Annotated in this window: 22 protein-coding genes and 1 tRNA gene; 8 read left to right on the forward strand and 15 right to left on the reverse strand. The window is 41.7% G+C overall.

Annotation, left to right across the window (positions count from 1 at the left end; translation table 11 throughout):
• Positions 1-158 precede the first annotated feature (158 nt).
• A tRNA-Gly gene (locus ACWU4D_RS19275) sits at positions 159-234 on the reverse strand.
• A 171-nt stretch (positions 235-405) separates the two neighbouring features.
• Positions 406-951, reverse strand: coding sequence for an oligoribonuclease (gene orn / locus ACWU4D_RS19280; protein WP_456053069.1), 546 nt, complete (start codon positions 949-951; stop codon positions 406-408).
• Between the two features lie 128 nt (positions 952-1,079).
• Between orn and rsgA the strand changes: the two genes are divergently transcribed.
• The 5 genes from rsgA to ACWU4D_RS19305 all read left to right on the forward strand — a co-directional run bounded on the left by rsgA (position 1,080) and on the right by ACWU4D_RS19305 (position 6,121).
• Complete coding sequence (gene rsgA, locus ACWU4D_RS19285) at positions 1,080-2,141, forward strand: small ribosomal subunit biogenesis GTPase RsgA (protein WP_456053070.1); 1,062 nt, start codon at positions 1,080-1,082, stop codon at positions 2,139-2,141.
• A 114-nt stretch (positions 2,142-2,255) separates the two neighbouring features.
• Positions 2,256-3,128, forward strand: coding sequence for an archaetidylserine decarboxylase (gene asd, locus ACWU4D_RS19290; protein WP_456053071.1), 873 nt, complete (start codon positions 2,256-2,258; stop codon positions 3,126-3,128).
• Between the two features lie 173 nt (positions 3,129-3,301).
• Positions 3,302-4,717, forward strand: a complete 1,416-nt coding sequence (locus ACWU4D_RS19295; RefSeq protein WP_456053072.1) for an SLC13 family permease — start codon at positions 3,302-3,304, stop codon at positions 4,715-4,717.
• A gap of 123 nt (positions 4,718-4,840) precedes the next feature.
• A complete protein-coding gene (locus tag ACWU4D_RS19300; protein WP_456053088.1) occupies positions 4,841-5,731 on the forward strand; it encodes a DMT family transporter in 891 nt (296 codons plus the stop codon).
• A 189-nt stretch (positions 5,732-5,920) separates the two neighbouring features.
• Complete coding sequence (locus ACWU4D_RS19305) at positions 5,921-6,121, forward strand: hypothetical protein (protein ID WP_456053073.1); 201 nt, start codon at positions 5,921-5,923, stop codon at positions 6,119-6,121.
• A gap of 148 nt (positions 6,122-6,269) precedes the next feature.
• On the opposite strand, the gene ACWU4D_RS19310 is transcribed toward ACWU4D_RS19305, so the two are convergent.
• Entirely contained in the window at positions 6,270-7,673 is a 1,404-nt protein-coding gene (locus tag ACWU4D_RS19310) for an EAL domain-containing protein (protein WP_456053074.1), read from the reverse strand.
• Between the two features lie 434 nt (positions 7,674-8,107).
• Between ACWU4D_RS19310 and gpmM the strand changes: the two genes are divergently transcribed.
• Positions 8,108-9,637, forward strand: a complete 1,530-nt coding sequence (gene gpmM / locus ACWU4D_RS19315) for a 2,3-bisphosphoglycerate-independent phosphoglycerate mutase (protein ID WP_456053075.1) — start codon at positions 8,108-8,110, stop codon at positions 9,635-9,637.
• Positions 9,638-9,879: 242 nt separating this feature from the next.
• Entirely contained in the window at positions 9,880-10,941 is a 1,062-nt protein-coding gene (locus ACWU4D_RS19320; RefSeq protein ID WP_456053076.1) for a murein hydrolase activator EnvC family protein, read from the forward strand.
• A gap of 13 nt (positions 10,942-10,954) precedes the next feature.
• On the opposite strand, the gene ACWU4D_RS19325 is transcribed toward ACWU4D_RS19320, so the two are convergent.
• The 3 genes from ACWU4D_RS19325 to nudC all read right to left on the reverse strand — a co-directional run bounded on the left by ACWU4D_RS19325 (position 10,955) and on the right by nudC (position 13,875).
• Positions 10,955-11,590 (reverse strand): TetR/AcrR family transcriptional regulator, encoded by a 636-nt coding sequence (locus ACWU4D_RS19325; RefSeq protein ID WP_456053077.1) that lies wholly within the window; start codon positions 11,588-11,590, stop codon positions 10,955-10,957.
• Positions 11,591-11,662: 72 nt separating this feature from the next.
• Positions 11,663-12,736: a uroporphyrinogen decarboxylase gene (gene hemE, locus ACWU4D_RS19330; RefSeq protein WP_456053078.1), complete on the reverse strand. Its 1,074-nt coding sequence runs from the start codon at positions 12,734-12,736 to the stop codon at positions 11,663-11,665.
• A gap of 362 nt (positions 12,737-13,098) precedes the next feature.
• On the reverse strand, positions 13,099-13,875 hold the full coding sequence (nudC, locus tag ACWU4D_RS19335) for an NAD(+) diphosphatase (RefSeq protein WP_456053089.1): 777 nt from the start codon (positions 13,873-13,875) through the stop codon (positions 13,099-13,101).
• A gap of 174 nt (positions 13,876-14,049) precedes the next feature.
• On the opposite strand from nudC, the gene rsd reads away from it, so the two are divergent.
• Complete coding sequence (gene rsd / locus ACWU4D_RS19340; protein ID WP_456053079.1) at positions 14,050-14,532, forward strand: sigma D regulator; 483 nt, start codon at positions 14,050-14,052, stop codon at positions 14,530-14,532.
• A 104-nt stretch (positions 14,533-14,636) separates the two neighbouring features.
• On the opposite strand, the gene rpoC is transcribed toward rsd, so the two are convergent.
• The 9 genes from rpoC to ACWU4D_RS19385 all read right to left on the reverse strand — a co-directional run.
• Positions 14,637-18,839: a DNA-directed RNA polymerase subunit beta' gene (gene rpoC, locus ACWU4D_RS19345; protein WP_456053080.1), complete on the reverse strand. Its 4,203-nt coding sequence runs from the start codon at positions 18,837-18,839 to the stop codon at positions 14,637-14,639.
• Positions 18,840-18,935: 96 nt separating this feature from the next.
• Positions 18,936-22,967 carry a DNA-directed RNA polymerase subunit beta gene (gene rpoB / locus ACWU4D_RS19350; protein WP_456053081.1) on the reverse strand — a complete coding sequence of 1,344 codons (4,032 nt, stop codon included), beginning with the start codon at positions 22,965-22,967 and terminating at the stop codon, positions 18,936-18,938.
• A gap of 235 nt (positions 22,968-23,202) precedes the next feature.
• A complete protein-coding gene (gene rplL / locus ACWU4D_RS19355; RefSeq protein ID WP_456053082.1) occupies positions 23,203-23,574 on the reverse strand; it encodes a 50S ribosomal protein L7/L12 in 372 nt (123 codons plus the stop codon).
• A gap of 57 nt (positions 23,575-23,631) precedes the next feature.
• Positions 23,632-24,126, reverse strand: coding sequence for a 50S ribosomal protein L10 (gene rplJ, locus ACWU4D_RS19360; RefSeq protein WP_456053083.1), 495 nt, complete (start codon positions 24,124-24,126; stop codon positions 23,632-23,634).
• Between the two features lie 277 nt (positions 24,127-24,403).
• Positions 24,404-25,111: a 50S ribosomal protein L1 gene (gene rplA / locus ACWU4D_RS19365; RefSeq protein WP_456053084.1), complete on the reverse strand. Its 708-nt coding sequence runs from the start codon at positions 25,109-25,111 to the stop codon at positions 24,404-24,406.
• A gap of 4 nt (positions 25,112-25,115) precedes the next feature.
• Complete coding sequence (gene rplK, locus ACWU4D_RS19370) at positions 25,116-25,544, reverse strand: 50S ribosomal protein L11 (RefSeq protein ID WP_456053085.1); 429 nt, start codon at positions 25,542-25,544, stop codon at positions 25,116-25,118.
• A 130-nt stretch (positions 25,545-25,674) separates the two neighbouring features.
• On the reverse strand, positions 25,675-26,223 hold the full coding sequence (gene nusG, locus ACWU4D_RS19375) for a transcription termination/antitermination protein NusG (protein WP_456053086.1): 549 nt from the start codon (positions 26,221-26,223) through the stop codon (positions 25,675-25,677).
• 12 nt (positions 26,224-26,235) lie between these two features.
• Positions 26,236-26,619, reverse strand: a complete 384-nt coding sequence (gene secE, locus ACWU4D_RS19380; RefSeq protein WP_456053087.1) for a preprotein translocase subunit SecE — start codon at positions 26,617-26,619, stop codon at positions 26,236-26,238.
• A 210-nt stretch (positions 26,620-26,829) separates the two neighbouring features.
• Positions 26,830-26,903, reverse strand: a 74-nt coding sequence (locus ACWU4D_RS19385; RefSeq protein ID WP_131818057.1) for an EF-Tu C-terminal domain-related protein, incomplete at its 5' end; no start/stop codon positions are given.

Below are 26,903 nucleotides of genomic sequence, written 5' to 3' on the forward strand. Positions count from 1 at the left end.
CGCGTCCGTAATTATTGCTCTTGGTAATTCTAGCAATAATGTTTTTAAATCATTAAGTTCTTAATGAAAATTCGAGCGACACACGAGGTTCGCTTTCTTTTAACTAAGAGCGTGACCTCAACCTTAGCAAGGTTACGTCAAGCTGCGTGTTAAAAATTTGGAGCGACACACGAGGTTCGAACTCGTGACCTCAACCTTGGCAAGGTTGCGCTCTACCAACTGAGCTAGTGTCGCAATAAACGCTTTACGTCGTTTAGGGCTGCGAATTATAAGAGCATTTTGAAACGATGCAAGCATTAAGACTAAAAAAATTCATTTTTTTTTGTAATCTCAATTGAATGGCGAAAAAGCCAGCAAAGATCGAGCAGTTATGGTGAAATAATCCGCACTAACCAAAAAATGTCCCTAAATTTTAAATACCGATTTTCGGTAGTATTGCAACTCAGCAATCGATTCTCGGATATCATCCAATGCTAAATGGGTTCCTTTTTTACTAAACCCAGTCAAAATATCTGGCTGCCATCGCCGGGTTAGCTCTTTAATTGTACTGACATCTAGTGCTCTATAATGAAAATAGTCGTCTAGCTCTGGCATATATTTGACGAGAAAACGACGATCTTGACCAACGCTGTTACCACAAATTGGAGATTTTCCCTTTGGAACCCACTGCTCTAAAAAAGCGATGGTTTGGTTAATAGCTTCTGCTTCACTCACCGAATCAGTCCGAATACGCTCGACCAATCCACTTCCGGTATGTGTGGTAGTGCACCATTCATCCATTTTATCCAATTCGCTTTCTGGCTGAAAGACCGCTAATACTGGGCCTTCAGCTAATACATTAAGTTCCTTATCAGTAACTATTGTCGCTATCTCGATAATTTTATGAGTTTCTGGGTCAAGTCCAGTCATCTCAAGATCAATCCAAATTAAATTTTGATCATTAAAAGACATAACAGTTCCCTATATGGGTTTTAAGATAAAAAAGGTACTATACCTCATTCAAGTTAGGGCGAGATACTCCAATATGCATATTGAGTAATCTTAAACGACACAGTGTTTCCCTCTTAAAGTAGATAATTGTGGCAAAGAGAAAAAAATTAACTCATGGCCAAGTGCGCCGAGTCAGAAATAACCAGAAGCGACGTCTGAATAAAGATGACCATATTGAGTGGGACGATACAATGCTCGGTGCCGTTCAAGAAGGGCTTGTCATTAGTCGCTTTGGACAGCATGCCGATATCGAAGATGTTGATTCTCAGCAGATTCATCGCTGTAATCTTAGACGCAATATCGAATCTCTCGTATCTGGTGACAAAGTCTTATGGCGTGCAGGTTTAGAGAAGATGGCTGGAATTTCCGGTGTTGTTGAAGCCGTGAAACCTCGTAGTTCTGTGCTCACCAGACCAGACTATTATGATGGTTTAAAACCGGTAGCAGCCAATGTCGACCAAATGATCATTGTTTCTTCAGTTCTCCCTGAATTATCCTTAAATATTATCGATCGTTATCTCATTGTATCTGAAACGCTAGGTATCACTCCTTTACTCGTTCTCAATAAAATCGACTTATTAAATGAAAGTGAATACGACTCCTATCGTCGATCTATGTCAATCTATCAGGATCTGGGTTATACAATTCTCTACGTCAGTAAAGAGTCAGGAGCCGGAATTCAAGAGCTAGAACAGCATTTATTTGGCAAGGTGAATGTTTTTGTTGGCCAATCGGGTGTTGGAAAGTCGAGCTTAGTGAATGCTCTAATGCCAAACCTTGAGAGTAAAATCGTGGAAGGCGATGTGTCGGAGAATTCCGGCCTTGGGCAGCACACCACCACCACTGCAAGGCTTTACCACTTCCCCAGTGGAGGTGACCTTATCGACTCACCCGGTGTCCGGGAATTTGGCTTATGGCATCTGGAAGCAGAAGAAGTCACCGAAGCTTTTGTCGAATTTCGACCTTTTTTAGGCGGCTGTAAGTTTCGTGATTGTAAACATAGTGATGATCCTGGCTGCATTATCAGAGCAGCAGTGGATCGAGGTGAGATCGCAAAGGTTCGTTACGATAACTACCACCGTATAATCGAAAGCATGATGGAAAATAAAGCCAACCGTCAATATTCTCGAAATAAAAAAGCGGATTTATAGCCCTTAATTCTTATTTAGTTTCATTTCAATTACTGACAGTGAAATAGGAATTCAGTACTATTTCGCTCTCATTAATTTTTAATCACATTATCAGAAAAATCGGATGCATAGCTCATGGATAAATTGAAAATTGGACTTCAGTACTGGCTTCCTCAACACGCTCTTACTCGGTTTATGGGAAAACTTGCATCCGCTAAGGCTGGGAAACTGACCACGTTAGTCATTCGTTGGTTTATTAAACAATACAAAGTTAACATGAATGAAGCACTGCATGCGGAGCCAGAGCATTATCAAACTTTTAATGACTTCTTTGTTCGAGAACTCAAACCGGGATCTCGTCCAATTGCTGCAGGAAAAACCGTTTTAACACACCCAGCTGATGCGTGTGTTAGTCAATTTGGCCCGATCGTTGATGGCCAGTTAATTCAAGCCAAAGGCCACACTTATTCTGCGTTAGAATTATTGGGTGGTAGTAAAGAACTTGCGGCAGAATTTAATGATGGTGGTTTTGCAACACTTTATCTTTCTCCAAGTGATTATCACCGAGTCCACATGCCTTGCGATGGCATATTGCGTCAAATGATTTACGTACCAGGCGATCTTTTTTCGGTTAACCCTTTAACCGCTGAAAATGTCCCTAATTTATTTGCTCGAAATGAACGAGTAGTCTGCATTTTTGATACTGAATTTGGCCCTATGGCACAGGTTCTTGTTGGTGCAACCATTGTCGGCAGTATCGAGCAAGTTTGGGCTGGTACGATTACTCCTCCAACCGGAAACTCTGTGCACAAATGGAATTACCCAAGTGAAGGTGAAAAAGCTGTTCGACTAACAAAAGGCGAAGAAATGGGTCGCTTTAAGTTGGGCTCAACTGTGATTAACCTATTTGCTGCAAACCAAATTTGTTTTGACGATAGTATGAAGCCGGAAGCCCCAACAAAAATGGGAACACCGTATGCTCATAAGGTCGATAATTCAGAGAATTAATACTCATCAATAACGGTGGACCGTTGTTTTAAGTCCATCGTATATATTGATCAAAACCAATTAATATTCGTTTTTAATCAATTTGATAAAAAAAACTCTACCCAGCTCTAAGTCCATGGAAACATGATCCTCTATTCTAATTAAATGAGGGCCATGGACTAAGCGAGCAGTAAATGAATCGAGTTAGAATCACCCAAATCATAAAATTATTAGTTTGTTTTATTCCTGCTATTGCTCTACTTTTTGTCCCCATCGATAGTATTCCAATCGACAACTTAACACTTATCCAACATCGCTTATTAGCTATTTTTCTTCTTGCTGCGCTTCTTTGGATCATTGAGCCCGTTCCCGTTTTCGCAACATCTATTCTGATCATTACGTTAGAGTTGATCATGATATCGAACAAAGGTTTACACCTATTTCGCCCTACCGAGGAAGGCCATGAGTTTGGCACTTTAATAAGCTATACCGATATATTCAACGCGTTCTCCTCCCCCATCATCATTTTGTTTATGGGAGGCTTTGCGTTAGCCATTGCTGCATCGAAATATGACCTCGATAACAACCTTGCTCGCGTTCTACTCAAGCCATTTGGGACACAACCAAAATTCATCATGTTGGGGTTGATGTTAATTACAGCCTGTTTCTCTATGTTTATGTCCAACACCGCAACTACCGTAATGATGCTCGCGTTATTGGGTCCGATTGTCGCATCAGCGAAGCCTGGAGATCTGGGCATTAAAGCGTTAGTACTATGTATCCCAATTGCCGCTAACACAGGTGGTATTGCGACTCCAATAGGGACACCGCCAAATGCCATTGCTCTTCAGTACCTAACTGGGGAAAACAGCATTAGCTTTTTATCGTGGATGATGATGGGGTTACCCTTTGTTATTATCCAACTAACCTTTGCGTGGTTTCTTCTTCAGCGCCTTTTTCCTTCCACACAAACTCATATGGAATTAAACCTTCAAGGGAAGTTTGGCAAAAGCTGGCAAGCGATTACCGTATATGTCACGTTCGCAGCGACGATAATTTTGTGGATGACGACATCGCTTCATGGCATGAATACCTATGTCGTCGCCATCATTCCACTCGCGGTCTTTACCTTAACTGGTATTATGGGAAAGGTTGAACTTAAGCAAATAAACTGGGATGTACTTTGGTTAGTTGCCGGTGGTATTGCCATTGGAATCGCCTTAGATAAAACGGGGCTCGCCTATGCGCTAGCAAATGCAATCAACTACGATTCTTTATCTCCTTTGGCTGTTGTCATCACACTTTCTATCGTATGTTGGCTAATGGCAAACTTTATGTCGAACACTGCAACGGCCAACTTACTCATGCCCATAGCCGCTGCAATTGGCACATCAATGAATGGATTGCAGAGCATCGGGGGGTTACAAGGCCTTCTCGTGGTTGTCGCTTTCTCTGCATCTTTAGGGATGATTCTCCCCGTATCAACACCGCCAAATTCTCTCGCATATTCGACTGGGTTAATCGAAAGCCGCGATATGGCAAAAGTCGGTTTAATCATAGGAATACTTGGGTTAGTTATGGTTTATGTTGCCCTCTGGGTTTTAACATAATTCCTTTTTTAAGGAAGTCTCGCAGAGTAAGGAACTCTATTGGTTTCAATACCGATAAACCTCTTTTATTTATCAAAATCTTAACGCATAGTAGTGCTTTTCATTATAGTGAGTAGTACATCAATGGGTTATGAATGGTTAGCGTTGGCCGCTGCACTGTTATGGGCAGTCAGTAGCATGGTTTCAGTTATTCCTGCGCGTCATTTAGGCTCATTTTCATACAGCCGCTGGCGTATGGGTTGTACCTCAGTCATTTTGATCGCAGCGATTCTTTACACAGGAGGATGGCAAACCGTCCAAATCAACCAAATCCCTCCCATGATGCTTTCAGGTCTTATTGGAATATTTATTGGTGATACAGCTTTATTTGCCTGCTTCAATAGAATGGGGCCGCGTCAAGCAGGACTTCTATTTTCATGTCATGCGGTCTTTTCCGCTATTCTGGGGTTCTTTTTATTTAGTGAAACAATGAGCTCGCTAGAATTGTTGGGCTCAACTCTCGTATTTATCGGAGTCATTACTGCGATTTTATTTCGAGGAAAAGCCAAAGAAACTCACCAGTTAGAAATGGTACATGGAAAGGTGTGGCTTGGTATTGCACTCGGGCTTACCGCAGCTTTATGCCAAGCCCTAGGAGGTATAATAGCCAAACCCGTTATGCAAACGAATATCGACCCAATATCAGCGTCAGCAATTAGAATGATGACAGCATTTGTCGCGCATCAACTCTTATTCATGAGTGGATTTAAAGCAAGTCAGCCTATATTAAAAATTACAAAAAATATTTTCCTGATCACCGCTTTAAATGGGTTTATGGCAATGGCATTAGGCATGACGCTCATTTTGTATGCATTGCGTACCGGTAATGTGGGTATGGTCGCCCTTCTCTCCTCAACGACTCCAATTATGCTACTCCCTCTTATGTGGATGTACACAAAACAACGCCCCAATGTATATGCTTGGTTCGGTGCATTTCTAGCAGTTTTTGGTACAGGAATATTGGTATATAGATAGGACAGAAGGGTTGGCCATAAAAATCAAAAACTTATTCTGAGTTAAACATTATCAACGTAGCTACATCTGACATTAAATCAGTAACAAAATTACAACAATAAAAATAAAAACTGAATTTAGATCACAAAAAACTTGCAAAATGTGACTTGCATCACCTAAAATGTAATTAACTTACAGAGGAGAGTCACTATGTTATCAATTATCAAAGATATTTTTGTTCCAACTAAAGACTACGCTGGCCGTCGCATTGACGATGTTATCCATGGTTTAGCAGCACGTACAAACACCGATGCTCTAGCTTGGTCTTATCTTAAAGATGAATCAGCATATGAAAATACAGTAACAGGCATGCGTATTTACCCGCATGAGGTCACTAAGTATGCCGCTTAATACGCCAAGCATATTTCGTATATAAAACAACCCGATCACCTATTCCCCCAGTGAAGGGTTGTTTTTATACAAACACACTATAAGCAAGAGAAATAAAGGATTATCAATTCAGGGCATCGATGCCCTAATAAATTAAAATTCCCTCGCCTCAGATATCACAGAGTTCAACCGGCTTCCCATAATACCAACCTTGTTGTATATCAATCCCTATCTCATTCAACATATCAGCTTGACTACGACTTTCAACACCTTCTGCGATACAAGTAGTGCCCATATCCGAAACTAATGCCTTAATAATACTGAGTAAGTTTCGATTATCATTTCGAGTCATGCTCTTATCTATTTTGATATAGTCAAAGTTTAATTCTACAAGATACGCCAAGTTAGAGTAACCAACACCATAATCATCAATAGCAAAACGATAACCGAGCTCTTTTAACGCTTTCATCCTTTCAGAGACAATATCTTTGTTTTCGAGCAGGTTCTCATCTTCTGTTATTTCGAAAATAGTACCTTTGATAAAACCCTCATCGAGTGATGAAACATAAGAATAAAATCGATCAGACAGCATATTTTTAACCGATATATTAATTTGAATAACGTTGTCTAACTTAGACTGTTTCACTTGTTCAATTTGATTGATGGCATGTTCATCATGAATATTAAACCTTTTGATTTCATTCATAATTGATAATGCATTGGTATGACTAGGGGCTCTTGTAAAGACTTCGTATGAGAAGACAGAGTTTGTCTTTGCATCAACTATTGGCTGAAAGACATTAAAGAAATAACCTCCTGAATTTATTTTCCTCACTAATAAGTAGCGATTAATCATGTAGATTAGCTTTTTACCGATAGAGAAGAACACAACAGCAAGCACAAAAGTAAACACAAATATTTTATAATAAAGTGGAAGAGAAGCTTGCTCACCGGAGCCAAGCCCATACTCTATATTTGATATAACGTTAGATTTCTCGGTATTTGTATAATCCTCAGTGCCATAGAGGTGCTTACCACTTTTAATCAAGCTAATATTTGAGGTACCGACGATACCGGATAAAGAAGAGATTTTTAAAATTAGGTTATACTCGATATCATTATGTGTTTTCTTTACAACATAGACTGGCTCACCCAATGAATTAATTTTATGAGGCCCAGTCATCAAATACCCGGGGGAATTAATGGGATTCCGAACTTTAACATTCTCTCCATCGCCCCAAGAGTTACATATCACATAACTTTTTTTGTCGTACCTTGAAACAATTCCAAACTCAACGCCACCAAGAATTGAGAACAACTCTCTGCGCATGAATAAAATAATTCTATTGTCACATTCCCCAGTATATTTATTCTCAATCTGGTCTAACACAGTAATAATATTACTGAAGTAACCCTCTATATTACTAATAGCCATGGCATTGTTTTTTATACTGGCTTTAGAACGGCTTGCTGACAGTCTATTTTCCTCGAAATTGATGATATACGAGGAGATAATAAGCGCTAGTACGCAACTAAAAATAAACCTAACAATATAATTATTTAACGTTGGCATTGTAAGTTCCCTTTAGTACTGCTCCCTCATTATAATGAGCAGAAAGCTAATCCATATCGAGATATCAAGCTGTGAACTGGTATAAATAATTATTTACTGTGTTCAAAAACTAGGCATACATCTTACATGATATCGATTACAAAAACATTGCTTCGATACAATACTCAATAATAAATCCTATTAAAAACAAGGTTATTTGTTTTCTTATCTCCAAATAACGTTTTTCAATATTCGAAAATCTACTTCAACTCAATATCCCGCTTTGAGCAATTGTATGCAACAGTCAAATACGAACAATAATCAATTGGTTAATTTACCCCAATGGCATTAATAGGAAAAATCATTGATCTTCGCCTTATGTATTGAGTGCAAAGTGTAGTAAAATTACGTTAATTTCATGATTCAATTACTTAGATTTTAACGAGGTCTACACTATGTCTGCTAAGAAGCCAATGGCTCTAGTCATTCTTGACGGTTGGGGTTATCGCGAAGATAACAATGACAATGCGATCAGTAATGCAAATACTCCTGTTATTGACGGATTAATGAAAAGCCGTCCAAACACCCTAATTTCTGCGTCAGGTATGGATGTGGGTTTACCTGATGGTCAAATGGGTAATTCAGAGGTCGGTCATACTAATATCGGCGCTGGCCGAATCGTATACCAAGATCTGACCCGTATTACTAAATCTATCAGCGATGGTGAATTCCAAGATAACCCAACAATTGCTGCTGCAATGGATAAAGCAATTAAAGCGGGTAAAGCGGTACATATTATGGGGCTAATGTCTCCAGGTGGCGTTCACTCTCACGAAGACCATATCTACTCTGCTGTTGAAATGGCGGCTGCTCGTGGCGCTGAAAAAATCTTCTTACATTGTTTCTTAGACGGGCGTGATACACCACCTCGTAGTGCTGAAAATTCATTAAAACGTTTCGATGACCTTTTCTCTTCATTAGGGAAAGGCCGAGTTGCATCACTTGTCGGTCGTTACTACGCGATGGACCGTGACAACAACTGGGAGCGCGTTCAAGAAGCTTATGAACTGCTTACCGATGCAAAAGGCGCCTTCACTTTCGATTCTGCAGTTGAAGGTCTTGAAGCAGCTTATGCACGTGATGAGAATGATGAATTTGTTAAAGCAACAATTCTTCAAGCAGAGGGCCAAGAGTCTTCAGCAATGGAAGATGGCGATGCGGTTATTTTCATGAACTACCGTGCAGACCGCGCTCGTGAAATCACTCGTGCATTTGTACCAAGCTTTGATGGTTTCAAGCGTGCTAATTTCCCAGCTATTGATTTCGTTATGCTGACTCAATATGCAGCGGATATCCCACTGCTTTGTGCATTCCCACCAGCTTCACTTGAAAATACCTATGGTGAATGGCTATCTAAAGCAGGGAAAACACAGCTGCGTATCTCTGAAACTGAAAAATACGCTCACGTTACGTTTTTCTTCAATGGCGGTATCGAGAACGAATTCGAAGGCGAAGAACGCCAACTCGTTGCTTCACCAAAAGTCGCGACTTACGATCTTCAACCTGAAATGAGTGCCCCTGAACTCACAGATAAATTGGTTGCCGCCATCAAATCAGGTAAATACGACACTATTATCTGCAATTACCCTAACGGTGATATGGTTGGACACACTGGTGTTTACGATGCAGCGGTAAAAGCATGTGAAGCGGTTGATGAATGTATTGGACGTGTCGTTGAAGCAATCAACGAGGTTGATGGTCAAATGTTTATCACAGCAGACCACGGCAACGCAGAAATGATGATAAACCCAGAAACGGGTGGAGTACACACTGCACACACTAACTTGCCTGTACCATTAGTGTATGTTGGAAACAAAGATGTAACTCTGAAAGAAGGTGGAAAACTGTCTGACTTAGCACCAACCATGTTGGCATTAACAGATATGGAAATTCCAGCTGAAATGTCTGGTTCTGTGCTCGTTTAAAACCCTTTTAGTACGAATAAAGCTAAGCCTCGATTTATCGGGGCTTTTTTATTGCCGACGACTTCATTAAATAGAGATTTTTCTTCATTGAAATATCGTTAAGAGATTTATATTAGGTATACTGACCAGCTGAATGGTGATTGTTATTAAATTTTAGTTTTAATAGGTATGCTGTGACTTTTCAATTTGTACGCAATTTTTTCAAATCATATTCTTACGCCCTTTTTGCCTTAGCTCTGGTTATGCCATCAGTGACGCTTGCAGCGAAAAGCAATGAGCTAAGCGGTGTAAAAAGTGAAATATCTCACCAACAAAAAGAGCTTTCAAAACAAACTAAGAAACTAGACTCTCTGCAAAGTGAATTGAAGAAACAAGAAGTCACCATTTCTTCGATTGAAAAACAAATTAAAGAGACTCAGAAAAAGCTCACTAACAAAAACTCAGCAATAAAAACATTAGAGCAAGAAATTACTGTTCTTGATACACAAAAAAGAGAGCAGTCTGAAAAACTAAAAAAACTCATCGATACCTACTACATCACAAGTCACAGCGGTAACATTTCAACCATATTAGACGGCAATATCGATGCCGATCGTATTAGTCAGTATTATCAGTATCTTGCTCAACAACGTGGTTCGACAATTCAGGCTCTAAATCAAACCCACCAATCACAAATAGCCAAGCAGAAAACACTTCAAAGTGAGAGAGATTCCCTAGCAAAACTCCTTGCAGAACAAAAAAGCAAACATAAGAAGCTCGATAGTACCCAGAGCAAACGCCGTTCAACACTTAGTAAAATAAAATCCGGTATTTCGTCTGACAAAGTGTATCTCGCGGAATTGCAACGCAATGAAGGTCGATTAAAGGCAGAACTCGCAAAAGCGGCTAAACGCAATGCCGTTCCAATGAATGGACTAAAACAAGTACAAGGGAAATTATCATGGCCAGTGAAAGGACGTCTTCTGCATCGCTTTGGCACAAAACAAACTGGGCAAATCGCCTGGAAAGGAATTGTCATTAGCGCCAATTATGGGCAGCAAGTGAAAGCCGCATATCCAGGAACTGTCGTGTTTTCTGAATATTTGCGAGGTTATGGGTTAGTCGTTCTGCTAGATCATGGGAAAGGGGATATGACTCTCTACGGGTTCAACCAAAGCTTACTCAAAAAAGAAGGAGATAAGATTACCGCTGGAGAAACGATTGCACTTGTCGGTGATACCGGAGGACAAACGCAACCATCACTCTATTTCGAAATTAGACGAAATAGTAAAGCCCAAAATCCACTGAAATGGTTGAGTAAATAAACCTCTACTATCGTTAGGCATGAATCGCCGTAATTCCTTCTTCAAGTAGTTTTAGTTGTTCTAACCCTTGCTCTGTCGCCTTTGGCTTTACCACAGAGATCATCTGTAACATTCCCTGATGAATAATTGATTCGCTTACATCACTACAATGAGTATGAGCCGATTGATAATTGAGCCAACTTGTCGTGATTACATGTAATGTAGTCACAAACGTTGTCATTTCATCTTTCTCGACTTCCAATAACCCCATCTCAACAAACGTATCGATAATTTTAACTAAGTTGTCGCGTAGCTGATTTTGCACTTCTATGTACTCAAGATGGAGTTGCTCATCTCGGCGTAAAATTTCAGGCAAATTGCTGTAGAAAAAGCGATATTTCCACATTAAGGTGAAAATTGAATCAAGGTAATGCTTGAATAAAGAAAGGCTCTCATGCTGACCATAAATAGGGCTAAAACGCTCGAGCAACTCAACCGAATAATTTGCAAATATCGCTCTAACAATTTCTTGCTTGTTTCGAAAGTGATAATAGAGGTTACCAGGGCTAATCGAAAGGTTATGGGCGATGTGATTCGTCGTCACATTTCGCTCACCTTGCTGATTAAATAGCTCTAACGCAGCAACCACAATTTTCTCTTTAGTTTTCATTACATCTCAAGCCTATGTATAACCAAGATAATCAATAAACAAAAGTGCCTGAGATACCAGGCACAAATCGAATTACCGCTTAGAGTGATATGGCAGTGATATTTCATGAACCGCATCCACAAATACGCCCGCATTCTCTGGTGGAACATCCAAATGTATCCCGTGTCCTAAATTGAACACATGACCTGTTCCGCCATCACCGAACCCTTCCAATATTGTCGCGACTTCCTGACGAATACGCTCTGGACTAGCATATAACATCGACGGGTCCATATTCCCTTGTAGTGCAACTTTATCACCGACACGGCGCTTGGCGTCCGCAATATTAATTGTCCAATCTAGCCCCACGGCATCACAACCTGTTGCGGCTATCTGCTCTAACCACATACCACCATTCTTAGTAAACAATGTCACAGGAACGCGTCGACCATCCATATTACGAATCAATCCATCAACAATTTTATGCATGTATTGCAATGAAAATTCATTATAGTCTCGCGGCGTAAGTACCCCACCCCATGTATCGAAAATCATTAATGACTGCGCACCAGCCTTTACTTGAGCATTTAAGTAATCAATAACACTATCGGCCAATTTATCTAATAGGAGATGCAACGTACTTGGATCGCTATACATCATACGTTTGATCAACGTAAATGCTTTCGAGCTTCCCCCTTCAACCATATAAGTTGCGAGTGTCCAAGGACTTCCCGAAAAACCAATCAGTGGTACCTCACCTTTTAAATCAGTACGAATCTGGCGAACAGCATTCATTACGTACTGAAGCTCGCCTTCAGGATCGGGAATAGGAAGCTTATCTACATCAGATCGGCTTCGAATTGGAGAGGTAAATTTCGGTCCTTCCCCTTGTTCAAAATATAGACCTAGCCCCATCGCATCAGGAATTGTAAGAATATCGGAAAATAGTATTGCAGCATCAAGCTTAAAACGACGCAATGGCTGTAATGTTACCTCTGATGCTAACTCTGCATTTTTACACAAAGACATAAAGTCACCAGCCTGACCACGAGTTGCTCGATACTCCGGTAAATAGCGCCCTGCTTGACGCATCATCCAAACGGGAGTGTAGTCAACAGGCTGCTTGAGCAAAGCACGTAGATAGGTATCATTCTTTAATTCGGTCATGGTCTCTTCCATTTTTTTAGGATATCGAACGGCTATTTTTATTCTCTTTTTTACATTATCAATGGTTCTTTGACTAAGCTCAAATCAGAATCGTAAATTAATACTCAACAGGTGGTGAACTTTCGTACAATTCAAAGGATTAATCAATACTTTGCAAGCTGGATCAAGTTGTTGAAATAAAGATAGAGGCGTTCATTGCTACATTACTATCAATAGTGATAAAAACTGATCCGCTAGCGAAAATTACTATTATTAATGCTGTACTGAGAATAATACTCTCGGAGTCTCAACGACCTTAATTACCCCCTCCGCGCCGGAGGGCTTTTTTTCGTTTTATATCTCGTCTCGTGTTTATCCTAACACTAAGATATCGTTTTAATATCATCTAATGTCTTATCGATTAAGGCTCGCGCAATCGTACCAACTGGCGCTACTGGGGGTAACTCTTGAGCACCAAACCACGCCGCATCACTGAGTTCAGAATAATCCGGTTTAATCGTTCCTGATTCATAGTCAGCGAGAAAGGCCACCATAATACTGGAAGGAAATGCCCAAGGTTGACTGCCAAAATAGCGAATATTAGTTACCGTTATTCCAGTCTCTTCTTTTACCTCTCGTGCGACACACTGCTCAAGCGTCTCTCCGACTTCGACAAACCCTGCGATTACGGTATACATTCCATTACGGTGACGAGGATGTTGAGCTAAAAGAATCTTATCCTGAGAGCGGACTGCGACAATAATACATGGGAAAATACGCGGATAATGGAGCGTTCGACAATCTTGGCACTGCATCGATGTTTCTCGATGATTTAAATGAGTACGCCCGCCACATTGAGAGCAAAAACGTTGAGTTTGTGTCATATGGCCAAACTGTACCGCTTTGCTCGCAGCAAGAAAAATATCTTCATCAGCACAGATTAATTCTCTTAACGAGTGCATCTCCAATTCAACGTCAACGTCTTCTTCATTAACCCAATAGACCGGTAAACCTTGATACTTGGCAACTTCAATTGCTGAGTCTTTAGGAAGTGACAATTGCTGAGCAGTTCCACACGGTAGTTCTCCATTTATCAGCCACAGATCACTTCCTGAAACAACGCACCAATAGGCACAGCTAATATCGCTATTTGCTAACATGATCACCTCTAACTCCTTGCAGTAGAACTATTTTACTGGCAATCTAAATTGATGTCAGTGTTTAAAATATATGATTTTAAACACGATAAGCTTTTGAGTGAAAATTGGGGCAACGATTTAACGTCCCGATAAGAGGCCAACATTTATGATTGGTCAAAATATGAGGGCATAGCCATGCTAACAAAATTTGAAACTGCGCGAGAACAGTGGGGCGGCTCCAGCGATGTTATTGATCATTGGTTATCACAACGCCAATCCTTAATCGTCGAATACTGTAAGTTGTTATCTTTACAACCTAATGCACAGACATTGACTAAGCTGCCGACCAGTAGTGAAATGGACAGTTTCTGTCGCCAACTAATTGATTATATCTCAGAAGGGCATTTTAAAATCTACGATATGGTCATGGAAAAGTGGCGAGCAACTGGATTCAAAACAACGGAAGAAATTGACCAAACCTACGCAAATATCGTTCAAACAACCACTCCACTGCTCAACTTTTCTGAAAAATATATCGACATGGATGCAGAAGAGAGCATTGAAGGATTTGATGAAGATATGTCTTTGATTGGTGAACTGATCGAAATACGTTTTGAAGTTGAAGACCAATTAATTCAGCTCATTTTAGATAGCTTATCGATTCCACCAGGAGCGTAACTCATACAGGTAGTTTGAGTACTATCCTCTTATAATATTCTGGTCATAACAATCTCAGATACAAAAAAGGCGCCTTTCGGCGCCTTTTCTATTAGTAGCAATCTTTACTCTTCAGAAGAGAAACCTGCATTAAGCAATGCTGCAAGATTGTCTGTCGCTTGTTCAGCTGACGGACCTTCTTGTATTTCAGCGCGCTTAGCTTGGCGATCTTGGTGATAAGCAAAACCAGTACCCGCAGGGATTAAGCGTCCAACGATTACGTTCTCTTTAAGACCACGAAGTTCATCACGTTTGCCCGATACCGCTGCTTCCGTCAATACGCGCGTCGTTTCTTGGAACGATGCTGCTGAAATGAAGGATTCAGTCGCTAGCGATGCTTTAGTGATACCTAACAACTCGCGCTCAAAGCGTGCTGGCTCTTTGCCTTCAGCTTCAAGTTGACGGTTGGCGATCTTAACTTGAGCGTATTCAAGCTGTTCACCCGCTAAGAAGTCAGAGTCACCGGCGAAGGTAATTGTACATTTACGTAGCATCTGACGAACGATAGTTTCGATGTGCTTATCGTTAATCTTAACACCTTGTAAACGGTAAACTTCTTGTACTTCGTTAGCAATGTACTCAGTCACAGCATGAATACCACGTAAACGTAGGATGTCATGTGGAGACTCAGGACCGTCGGCGATAACATCACCACGTTCGATCTTCTCGCCTTCAAACACGTTAAGCTGACGATGCTTAGGAATCATCTCTTCGTAAACATCATTGCCTTCACGAGTGATGCATAAACGACGTTTACCTTTCGTTTCTTTACCGAATGATACTGTACCAGTGTACTCAGCAAGAATAGCAGGCTCTTTTGGCTTACGAGCTTCAAACAAGTCGGCTACGCGAGGTAGACCACCCGTGATATCTCGGTTACCACCAGATTTCTGAGGAATACGAGCAAGCGTATCACCCACTCCTACTTCTTTTCCATCTTCGATATTAACAATCGCTTTACCTGGTAAGAAGTATGAAGCCGGCATATCAGTACCAGGAATCATCACATCTTTACCATTGCTATCAACAAGCTTAATAGCAGGGCGAATGTCTTTACCAGCAGCAGGACGAGCAGCAGGCTCTGTCACTTCACTTGAAGATAGACCAGTAAGATCATCTGTTTGACGAGAAACAGTAACACCATCAATCATATCAACGAACTGGATTCGACCAGCCACTTCAGTGATGATTGGCATAGTGTGCGCTTCCCAGTTTGCAACAGTTTCACCGTTTTCAACTGACGCGCCATCACCTTTACTTAGGATCGAACCATAAGGAAGCTTGTGTTTCTCTTTCGTACGACCGAACTCATCAACGATGGTCATTTCAGATGCACGAGAAGTAATTACAATCTTGCCGTCTTTGTTAGTAACAAACTTGGCGTTATGGATCTTAATCGAACCTTTGTTTTTCGCTTGAATGCTGTTTTCCGCAGCAGCTGTTGATGCCGCACCACCGATGTGGAACGTACGCATCGTTAGCTGTGTACCTGGTTCACCGATAGACTGTGCTGCAATAACACCGACTGATTCACCTTGGTTAACCAAGTGGCCACGTGCTAGGTCACGGCCATAACATAGAGAACAACAACCGAAGTCAGATTCACACGTTACAACTGAACGAACACGCATCTTATCCACTGAGTTTTCATCAATGATCTGACACCATTTCTCGTCAATCAATGTGTTACGTGGAATAAGAATATCGTCAGTACCCGGCTTCAATACATCTTCAGCAATAACACGACCAAGCGCTAACTCAGTAAGTGGAACTTTAACGTCACCACCTTCGATATGAGGCATCATATCGACACCTTCTTGAGTACCACAATCGTGTTCAGTTACTACAACGTCTTGAGCAACGTCTACTAGACGACGAGTCAAATAACCCGAGTTTGCTGTTTTCAGTGCTGTATCCGCAAGACCCTTACGGGCACCGTGCGTTGAGATAAAGTACTGAAGTACGTTTAGACCTTCTTTAAAGTTCGCTGTGATTGGCGTTTCGATGATTGAACCATCTGGACGAGCCATCAAACCACGCATACCCGCTAACTGACGAATCTGAGCAGCAGAACCACGAGCGCCCGAGTCAGCCATCATATAGATGCTGTTAAATGACTCTTGCTCTTCTTCTTCACCGTCACGGTTAATGACGCTTTCAGAAGATAGATTTGCCATCATCGCTTTTGCTACGCGATCATTGGTTGAAGCCCAAATATCGATAACTTTGTTATAGCGTTCACCCGCCGTTACAAGACCAGATTGGAACTGTTCTTGGATTTCGCGAACTTCTTCTTCTGCTTCTGCAATCTCAGTGTATTTCGCGTCTGGTACAACCATATCGTCGATACCAACAGAAACACCTGACAGTGCTGCATAAGCAAAACCGGTATACATGATTTGGTCAGCAAAGATAACCGTATCTTTTAGACCAAGCTTACGATATGCCTCGTTAAGTAGGTTAGAGATCTGTTTCTTACCTAATTTTTGGTTAACGATGCTGTAAGGAAGACCACTTGGAACAATTTGCCACAACATTGCTCGGCCGATTGTAGTATCGATCAAACGAGTGTCAGTGGTTTCGTTGCCATCTTCATCACGAACAGTTTCGGTAATACGAACTTTAACGCGAGAATGAAGCTCTACCATTTTAGTGCGGTATGCTTTTTCTGCCTCTGCTGGGCCAGAAAGATACATTCCTTCACCTTTACCATTTACTTTTTCACGAGTCATATAATAAAGGCCCAATACAACGTCCTGTGAAGGAACGATGATTGGATCACCTGATGCTGGTGACAAAATGTTGTTTGTCGACATCATCAAAGTACGAGCTTCAAGTTGTGCTTCTAAAGTAAGAGGCACGTGTACCGCCATTTGGTCACCATCGAAGTCAGCGTTATATGCCGCACACACGAGTGGGTGAAGCTGAATCGCTTTACCTTCGATTAGTACTGGTTCAAATGCTTGAATACCAAGACGGTGCAATGTTGGTGCACGGTTAAGTAATACTGGGTGTTCACGAATAACTTCGTCTAGGATATCCCAAACAACCGCTTCTTCGCGCTCTACCATTTTCTTCGCTGCTTTGATTGTCGTTGCCATGCCACGAGTTTCAAGCTTGCTATAGATAAATGGTTTAAACAGTTCCAATGCCATCTTCTTAGGAAGACCACATTGATGCAAACGTAGTGTTGGACCAACAGTGATTACAGAACGACCAGAGTAATCAACACGTTTACCAAGTAAGTTCTGACGGAAACGACCTTGTTTACCTTTGATCATATCCGCAAGCGATTTAAGTGGACGCTTGTTAGAACCCGTAATCGCACGGCCGCGACGACCATTATCAAGAAGCGCATCAACAGACTCTTGCAACATACGCTTTTCGTTACGCACGATGATGTCCGGAGCCGCAAGCTCTAAAAGACGCTTCAAACGGTTATTACGGTTAATAACACGACGGTATAAATCGTTTAGATCTGATGTCGCAAAACGACCACCATCTAGTGGTACTAGAGGACGAAGGTCAGGTGGAAGAACTGGAAGTACAGTTAAAATCATCCACTCAGGCTTATTGCCCGACAACACAAACGCTTCAATTAATTTAAGACGTTTAGTTACTTTCTTACGCTTGGTTTCAGAATTTGTTGTTTGTAGCTCTTCACGCATCATTTCGATTTCTGCGTTCAGATCCATGGTGGTCAGCAAATCTTTAATCGCTTCCGCACCCATCTTAGCTACAAATTCATCACCCCACTCTTCGAGACGATCTAAGTACTCTTCTTCAGTAAGAAGCTGAGCTTTCTCGAGATCAGTCATACCAGGTTCAGTTACCACGTACATTTCGAAGTATAGTACTCGCTCGATATCACGTAGCGGCATATCCATTAATAGGCCGATGCGAGATGGTAGCGATTTTAGGAACCAGATGTGGGCAACAGGTGACGCTAGTTCAATGTGTCCCATACGGTCACGACGAACTTTAGTTTGAGTAACTTCAACACCACATTTTTCACAAATCACACCGCGGTGTTTTAGACGCTTATATTTACCACAAAGACATTCATAATCTTTAACTGGTCCAAAAATACGCGCACAAAACAGACCATCACGTTCAGGTTTGAACGTACGATAGTTGATTGTTTCAGGTTTTTTCACTTCACCGAATGACCATGAACGGATCATATCAGGTGAAGATAGACCGATTTTAATAGCATTAAATTCTTCGGTCTTATGCTGTGCTTTTAGAAAGTTTAATAAGTCTTTCACAATCAGCTCCTGTAAGGAGTTAAAAAGGGCCAACCAGTATATGGCTGGCACCTTTTCTACCAGATAACCCAGTTTCTATTCACAATAGAAAAAGGATTACTCTTCGTCTTCTAGCTCGATATTGATACCTAGTGAGCGAATCTCTTTCAACAATACGTTGAATGATTCAGGCATACCAGGATCCATGCTGTGGTTACCGTCGACGATGTTCTTATACATCTTCGTACGACCGTTAACGTCATCAGACTTAACAGTAAGCATTTCTTGTAGAGTGTAAGCAGCACCGTATGCTTCTAGTGCCCATACTTCCATCTCACCGAAACGCTGACCACCGAACTGAGCTTTACCACCAAGTGGTTGCTGAGTTACTAAGCTATATGAACCCGTTGAACGAGCGTGCATCTTATCGTCAACAAGGTGGTTCAGTTTCAGCATGTACATGTACCCTACTGTAACTGGACGCTCAAACGAATCACCAGTACGGCCATCAAATAACGTTAACTGACCTGATTCAGGTAAATCCGCTAGTTTCAATAGACGTTTGATTTCTGATTCGGCTGCCCCATCAAAGACAGGAGTCGCTACCGGTAAACCACCACGTAAGTTTTCAGCTAATGTGCGTACTGCATCATCACTAAGCTCAGCAATATCGACTACCTGGCGATTATCGTCACCAAGGCTGTATACCTCTTGCAAGAATTCGCGAAGCTTCGCAAGCTCTTGCTGTTCTTTCACCATCTGGTTGACTTTATCGCCGATACCTTTAGCCGCTGCACCTAAGTGAACTTCTAGGATCTGACCGATGTTCATACGCGATGGTACACCTAGTGGGTTAAGCACGATGTCGACAGGATTACCTTTCTCATCGTATGGCATGTCTTCCACTGGGTTAATCTTAGAGATAACACCTTTGTTACCGTGACGACCCGCCATCTTATCACCAGGCTGAATACGACGTTTAACCGCAAGGTAAACTTTAACGATCTTCAGTACGCCCGGCGCTAAGTCATCACCTTGAGTGATTTTGCGACGCTTGGTTTCAAATTTCTTATCGAAATCGGATTTAAGCTCATCCCATTGCTCAGCAAGTTGCTCAAGCTGGTTTTGAAGCTCTTCATCTTCAACAGATTGCTCTAGCCATCTCTTACGTTCAATACCATCCAGTTTCGCTTCAGAGAAACCACCGGCGATAAGTACGCTACGAACACGAGCTAGTAAACCACCTTCAAGAATTTGGAACTCTTCTGTAAGGTCTTTTTTCGCTTCTTTAAGCTGCATCTGTTCGATTTCTAATGCACGCTTATCTTTTTCGACGCCATCACGAGTAAAGACTTGAACATCAATTACCGTACCACTCACTGAGTTAGGTACGCGTAATGACGTGTCTTTTACGTCAGATGCTTTTTCGCCGAAGATTGCACGCAATAGTTTTTCTTCTGGAGTTAATTGAGTTTCACCTTTAGGAGTAACTTTACCCACTAAGATGTCACCGCCTTTAACTTCAGCACCAATATAAACGATACCTGACTCATCGAGTTTAGAGAGTGCAGATTCACCTACGTTTGGAATATCAGCTGTAATTTCTTCTGAACCTAACTTGGTATCACGAGCCACACAAGATAACTCTTGAATGTGGATTGTCGTGAAACGGTCTTCCTGAACTACGCGCTCAGATACTAAAATCGAGTCTTCGAAGTTATAACCATTCCAAGGCATAAATGCGATACGCATGTTTTGCCCAAGTGCAAGTTCACCAAGATCAGTTGAAGGACCATCAGCAAGAACATCACCACGAGCAACAGGTTCACCAGGCATGACACATGGACGTTGGTTAATACACGTGTTTTGGTTCGAACGGGTGTATTTAGTCAAGTTATAGATATCGATACCGGCTTCGCCTGGTACCAACTCTTCTTCATTAACTTTAACTACGATGCGTGATGCATCCACTGATTGAACAGAACCGCCACGTTTAGCAACTGCTGTAACACCTGAATCAACCGCAACATTACGTTCGATACCAGTACCAACAAGCGGCTTATCTGCACGCAAAGTTGGAACCGCCTGACGTTGCATGTTTGCACCCATCAAAGCTCGGTTCGCATCATCGTGTTCAAGGAATGGAATCAACGATGCCGCAATTGAAACTACTTGGTTCGTCGCAACGTCCATGTAGTTAACTTCTTCACGTGGGTGTAAACCAGATTCACCTTTTTGACGGGCCGTAACCAGCTCATCGCCAAACTTACCATCATCAGTCAAATATGCGTTCGCCTGAGCGATAACAAACTGACCTTCTTCAATAGCTGATAAGTAGTCTACATCATCGGTAACCACACCATCGATAACACGACGATAAGGTGTTTCAAGGAAACCATATTCATTACAACGTGCAAACGCTGATAATGAGTTGATCAATCCGATGTTTGGACCTTCAGGTGTTTCAATAGGACATAAACGACCATAGTGAGTTACGTGTACGTCACGGACTTCAAAGCCAGCACGCTCACGAGTCAAACCACCTGGACCCAATGCAGAAATACGACGCTTGTGCGTCACTTCTGATAACGGGTTGTTTTGGTCCATAAACTGAGACAGTTGAGAAGAGCCAAAGAACTCTTTTACCGCTGCAGAAATAGGCTTAGCATTGATCAGGTCTTGAGGCATGATTGCATCAAGGTCACCAAGGCTCAAACGTTCTTTTACTGCACGCTCGACACGAACTAAACCAACACGGAATTGGTTCTCAGCCATTTCGCCAACACTACGGATACGACGGTTACCCAAGTGGTCGATATCATCAACCTCTCCGATACCATTACGAATTCCGATTAGCTTGCTCATTACCGCGATGATATCAACTTCATCGAGAGTACCTTGCTCGCCAGCATCTGGACGTGAAATCGAACTGTTAAACTTCATTCGTCCAACCGTTGATAAATCATAACGATCTGGATTGAAGAATAAGCTTTCGAATAACGATTCAGCCGCTTCTTTTGTTGGTGGCTCACCAGGGCGCATCATTCGATAAATTTCGACTAATGCAGAAATACGATCTGTCGTGCTATCGACACGTAACGTATCAGACATGAAAGAGCCATGATCTAAATCGTTAGTGTATAAACACTCAAGTTCTTTGATACCCGCTTGAGAAATATTCGCAAGGGCTTCAAGAGTAAACTCTTGGTTTGCACCGACAATAACTTCGCCAGTTGCTTCGTTAATGTAATCTTGAGCAGATATTTTACCAACGATGTACTCAACAGGTACTTCGATGAATTCAATGCCATCTTTCTCAAGTTTACGAATGTGGCGTGCAGTAACACGACGTCCCTGTTCGACATACGTTGTACCGTTAGCTTCAATATTAAAGCTAGCTGTTTCACCACGTAGACGCTCAGGCACTAATGCCATCATTAACGTTTTTTCTTTAATTTCGAAGTTCACTTTTTCGAAGAAGAGATCCAAAATCTCTTGCGTCGACTTTCCAAGTGCACGAAGAATGATCGAAGCAGGTAGTTTACGACGACGGTCGATACGAACAAACAAATTGTCCTTAGGATCGAATTCGAAGTCCAACCAAGAACCACGGTAAGGTATGATTCGAGCGTTGTATAAAACTTTACCTGAAGAGTGAGTTTTACCCTTATCGCTATCGAAAAACACACCAGGGCTTCTATGCAACTGGGATACGATAACCCTCTCGGTACCATTGATCACGAAGGTACCATTATCAGTCATCAATGGGATTTCACCCATGTAGACTTCTTGTTCTTTAATATCTTTTACAGTACCTGCTGGTGCATCTCTATCATAGATAACCAGGCGTAGCTTAACGCGTAGTGGTTTGGAGAATGTAACGCCACGAATTTGACATTCTTTAACATCAAAGACTGGCTCACCAAGACGGTAGCTAACGTATTGCAGCTCAGAGTTGCCGTTATAGCTCTGTATTGGAAATACAGAACGAAAAGCGGCTTCTAGACCATATTGTCCTTCAGGGTCCTGCTCGATGAATTTCTCGAATGAATCGAGTTGGATCGATAGCAGGTATGGAATGTCCAATACTTGTGGACGAGTACCAAAGTCCTTACGGATGCGCTTTTTCTCGGTATAAGAGTAAACCATGGGGTTCCTCAGCTCGCTGATAAGTGACCCAAACTGCCCACCTTTATCATAACAAAGGCATTGGACAGAGACTAACTAGCTGTTTCGTAGTAGTACTACGTCTTACGACGAAGTATTTTTGCAAAGATGATTGACAAAGAACAGCGGAAAAATCGTCAACACCCTACAGCGCAAAAAGGCTGGTGGTTAATTAACCACCAGCCATTAGCCTTTCGGCTAAGCTTTTAAGCAATAATTACTTAAGCTCAACAGATGCACCAGCTTCTTCAAGAGTAGCTTTAAGAGCTTCTGCTTCTGCTTTTTCAATGCCTTCTTTGATCGCAGCTGGAGCGCCATCAACAAGACCTTTAGCTTCTTTAAGACCTAGGCCAGTAGCACCACGTACTGCTTTGATAACAGATACTTTGTTACCGCCAGCAGCTGTTAGGATTACGTCAAATTCAGTTTGCTCAGCAGCAGCATCGCCACCAGCAGCAGCGCCGCCAGCTACAACTGCAGCAGCAGCAGAAACACCGAATTTTTCTTCCATTGCAGTGATTAGTTCAACAACTTGCATTACAGACATTTCTGCAACTGCGTCTAGGATTTGCTCGTTAGTAATAGACATAACAATTCTCTTTTAAGTCAACAATAAGTTTAATAAGTAATCAGTAAAAAGTTCGGCTTATGCCGCTGCTTCTTCTTTCTGATCACGGACAGCAGCGATAGTACGTACCAATTTGCCTGCAGAAGCTTCTTTCATGCACATCATCAAGCGTGCAATTGCTTCGTCGTAAGTTGGTAGTGTCGCTAGTACTTCAACGTCAGTAACTGCGCCTTCAAATGCAGCTGCTTTGATCTCGAATTTCTTGTTCTCTTTCGCGAAATCTTTAAAGATACGCGCTGCAGCACCTGGGTGCTCATTAGAGAAACCGATCAAAGTAGGACCTACGAATACGTCTTTTAGACATTCGTAAGCTGTGCCTTCTACTGCGCGACGTGCTAGTGTGTTACGTACAACTTTAAGGTAAACACCCGCTTCACGCGCTTGTTTACGTAGAGTTGTCATATCAGACACTTCAACACCACGAGAGTCGGCAACAACTGCAGAAAGTGCACCACTGGCCGCTTCGTTGACTTCTGCAACAATTGCTTGTTTGCCTTGAAGGTTTAAAGCCATTTTGGATTTACTCCTGGTTGTCGTTACACCACTCACTATCATCGATAACAGTGAGCGCTTTAAGGTGCATTCCCAGAAGAAAGTTCTATTAAAATAAATCTTTCTGTCAGTTCGGGCACCATCTACGTAGGCTTGATTAAGTTATTTATTACTAAATAACACCTACGGTCTTGGACGGAGACTGTATTTTGCTTAAAATTTAAGCAACTATCAGCCCCAACCACAAATATTTTGAGCGCGAAATTATACATTAATTTCACGCTCTAGCAAATGCTATTTATTGTTGCGCTTGCGTATTTAGTGTCGCTTGATCTAGTGCAACACCAGCACCCATAGTGGTAGAGATGCTTACTTTCTTAATGAAAACACCTTTTGCACTTGATGGTTTTGCTTTTTTCAATGCAACAAGTAAAGCTTCAAGGTTCTCTTGAATTTGACTTGGTTCAAACGTCGCTTTACCAATGGTAGTGTGGATAATACCATTTTTGTCGTTACGGTAACGAACCTGACCAGCTTTAGCATTTTTTACTGCTTCAGCAACATTAGGAGTTACAGTACCAACTTTAGGGTTTGGCATTAGACCACGAGGACCTAAGATTGTACCCAATTGACCAACAACGCGCATTGCATCAGGAGAAGCAACAACAACGTCAAAGTTCATTTCGCCTTTCTTAACAAGATCAGCAAGGTCTTCCATACCTACTAGGTCAGCGCCAGCTTCTTTCGCAGCTTCAGCGTTTGCACCTTGAGTAAATACAGCAACACGAACTTCACGACCAGTACCGTGAGGTAGAACAGTTGCTCCACGTACGTTTTGGTCAGATTTACGTGCATCGATACCTAGATTTACCGCTACATCAACAGATTCTGCGAATTTTGCAGTTGCAAGTTCTTTAAGAAGAGCAACTGCTTCGTTGATTTCGTATTCTTTAGTGACGTCAACTTTCTCGCGGATCGTACGCATACGCTTAGTTAATTTTGCCATTTTCTTAACCCTCAACCACTAGGCCCATTGAACGAGCAGTACCCGCAATAGAACGTTTTGTTGCTTCGATATCAGCACCAGTCATATCCGCAGCTTTAGTTTCTGCGATTTCTTGGACTTGAGCGTCAGTGATTGTACCCACTTTTTCAGTGTTTGGACGTGAAGAGCCAGACTTGATACCCGCAGCTTTCTTAAGAAGAACTGATGCTGGTGGAGTCTTAGTAACAAACGTGAAAGAACGGTCGTTATATACAGTGATAACCACTGGAATTGGAAGACCTTTCTCTACAGATTCTGTTTTTGCATTAAATGCTTTACAGAATTCCATGATATTAACACCACGTTGACCTAGAGCAGGACCAACCGGTGGACTTGGGTTTGCCATACCAGCTGCAACTTGCAACTTGATATAAGCTTCAACTTTCTTAGCCATGATATTTCCTAATGTTTGGGTAATAGCGCTGATGGTCTAATCAGCTCCCCGATGTGAATAAACACCTATAAAAAGGCGCGAAATTATAATCAGATTTCACGCCTTTGACAAGTTTTTAATTGACTATTATTTAGTCAGCTTTTTCGACTTGACCAAACTCTAGTTCAACTGGTGTTGCTCGACCAAAGATCGATACTGACACCTTAATACGACTTTTATCGTAATCAACTTCTTCAACTGTACCGTTAAAGTCAGCAAATGGGCCATCGTTAACTCGAACTAACTCACCAGCTTCAAACATCGTCTTAGGACGAGGGGCTTCGTTCGCTTGCTCAAGACGATTCAGAATTGCATCGGCTTCTTTATCAGTAATTGGTGCAGGACGGTCTGATGTACCACCAATGAACCCCATAACACGAGGAATACTACGTACTAGGTGCCATGATTCATCATTCATCACCATTTGTACTAGTACATATCCCGGAAAGAACTTACGTTCACTCTTACGACGCTGACCCGCTCGCATTTCGATGACTTCTTCCGTAGGAACAAGTACTTCACCAAAATAGTCTTCCATTGCATGGATTTTGATGTGTTCACGTAACGACTGTGATACGCGACCTTCAAAGCCAGAAAAGGCTTGAACAACGTACCAGCGTTTTTTTGGAGCTTCACTCATGTATTGGACCCTCTATACTCCAGTTGCAAACTCAACAAGACGAACCATTATGCCGTCGATACCCCATAATGCTAATGCCATTACGACACTCACCGCTAACACTATCAGTGTCGTTTGCATTGTTTCTTGGCGAGTAGGCCAAACAACTTTGCGGATTTCAATACGAGCTTCTCGGGCAAAAACGATCGCAGCTTTACCTTTAATCGTGGTTGCTGCTAGGCCTAATGCTAATGCAATCAGAACAATAACGCTTGCGGTACGGATAACCACAGAAACTGTCTCACCATAAAGGGAGTTACCCACAACAGCGACAACTAACAATGCAATAGCGATTAGCCACTTAAATTTGTCTGCTGCACTTGAGCTAGCAGGAGTTTCAGCATGATTTGCTTTCATAAACCAACCTGTAACAAGTCTTACTATAAAACGACAATGACCCCGCTGTTGCAGGGCTAAACCAACCGATATTAGTCTAAAGACTAACATCTAAAATAAGAGTACTTACGTACTTTTATCTTATTCTGCCCTATTTCTGAGCAAAAAAAAGATGCAATGCAGAAAAAGGGCATCAAATGATGCCCCTTTTTCTAGTGCATAGTCAAATTATTAAGCAATAACTTTAGCTACAACACCAGCACCTACTGTACGGCCACCTTCACGAATCGCGAAACGTAGACCTT

It is taken from the genome of Vibrio phycocola, from assembly GCF_053850235.1.

What these genes read in the sequence shown, in the direction of transcription:
- rsd (WP_456053079.1), top strand. Translation starts at nt 14,050, where the DNA reads ATGCTAACAAAATTTGAAACTGCGCGAGAACAGTGGGGCGGCTCCAGC.
- rplJ (WP_456053083.1), bottom strand. Translation starts at nt 24,126, where the DNA reads ATGGCTTTAAACCTTCAAGGCAAACAAGCAATTGTTGCAGAAGTCAAC.
- secE (WP_456053087.1), bottom strand. Translation starts at nt 26,619, where the DNA reads ATGAAAGCAAATCATGCTGAAACTCCTGCTAGCTCAAGTGCAGCAGAC.
- ACWU4D_RS19300 (WP_456053088.1), top strand. Translation starts at nt 4,841, where the DNA reads ATGGGTTATGAATGGTTAGCGTTGGCCGCTGCACTGTTATGGGCAGTC.
- ACWU4D_RS19320 (WP_456053076.1), top strand. Translation starts at nt 9,880, where the DNA reads ATGCCATCAGTGACGCTTGCAGCGAAAAGCAATGAGCTAAGCGGTGTA.
- ACWU4D_RS19305 (WP_456053073.1), top strand. Translation starts at nt 5,921, where the DNA reads ATGTTATCAATTATCAAAGATATTTTTGTTCCAACTAAAGACTACGCT.
- orn (WP_456053069.1), bottom strand. Translation starts at nt 951, where the DNA reads ATGTCTTTTAATGATCAAAATTTAATTTGGATTGATCTTGAGATGACT.
- hemE (WP_456053078.1), bottom strand. Translation starts at nt 12,736, where the DNA reads ATGACCGAATTAAAGAATGATACCTATCTACGTGCTTTGCTCAAGCAG.
- nusG (WP_456053086.1), bottom strand. Translation starts at nt 26,223, where the DNA reads ATGAGTGAAGCTCCAAAAAAACGCTGGTACGTTGTTCAAGCCTTTTCT.
- rpoB (WP_456053081.1), bottom strand. Translation starts at nt 22,967, where the DNA reads ATGGTTTACTCTTATACCGAGAAAAAGCGCATCCGTAAGGACTTTGGT.
- rplA (WP_456053084.1), bottom strand. Translation starts at nt 25,111, where the DNA reads ATGGCAAAATTAACTAAGCGTATGCGTACGATCCGCGAGAAAGTTGAC.
- ACWU4D_RS19310 (WP_456053074.1), bottom strand. Translation starts at nt 7,673, where the DNA reads ATGCCAACGTTAAATAATTATATTGTTAGGTTTATTTTTAGTTGCGTA.
- ACWU4D_RS19295 (WP_456053072.1), top strand. Translation starts at nt 3,302, where the DNA reads ATGAATCGAGTTAGAATCACCCAAATCATAAAATTATTAGTTTGTTTT.
- rplL (WP_456053082.1), bottom strand. Translation starts at nt 23,574, where the DNA reads ATGTCTATTACTAACGAGCAAATCCTAGACGCAGTTGCAGAAATGTCT.
- nudC (WP_456053089.1), bottom strand. Translation starts at nt 13,875, where the DNA reads ATGTTAGCAAATAGCGATATTAGCTGTGCCTATTGGTGCGTTGTTTCA.
- ACWU4D_RS19325 (WP_456053077.1), bottom strand. Translation starts at nt 11,590, where the DNA reads ATGAAAACTAAAGAGAAAATTGTGGTTGCTGCGTTAGAGCTATTTAAT.
- rplK (WP_456053085.1), bottom strand. Translation starts at nt 25,544, where the DNA reads ATGGCTAAGAAAGTTGAAGCTTATATCAAGTTGCAAGTTGCAGCTGGT.
- asd (WP_456053071.1), top strand. Translation starts at nt 2,256, where the DNA reads ATGGATAAATTGAAAATTGGACTTCAGTACTGGCTTCCTCAACACGCT.
- gpmM (WP_456053075.1), top strand. Translation starts at nt 8,108, where the DNA reads ATGTCTGCTAAGAAGCCAATGGCTCTAGTCATTCTTGACGGTTGGGGT.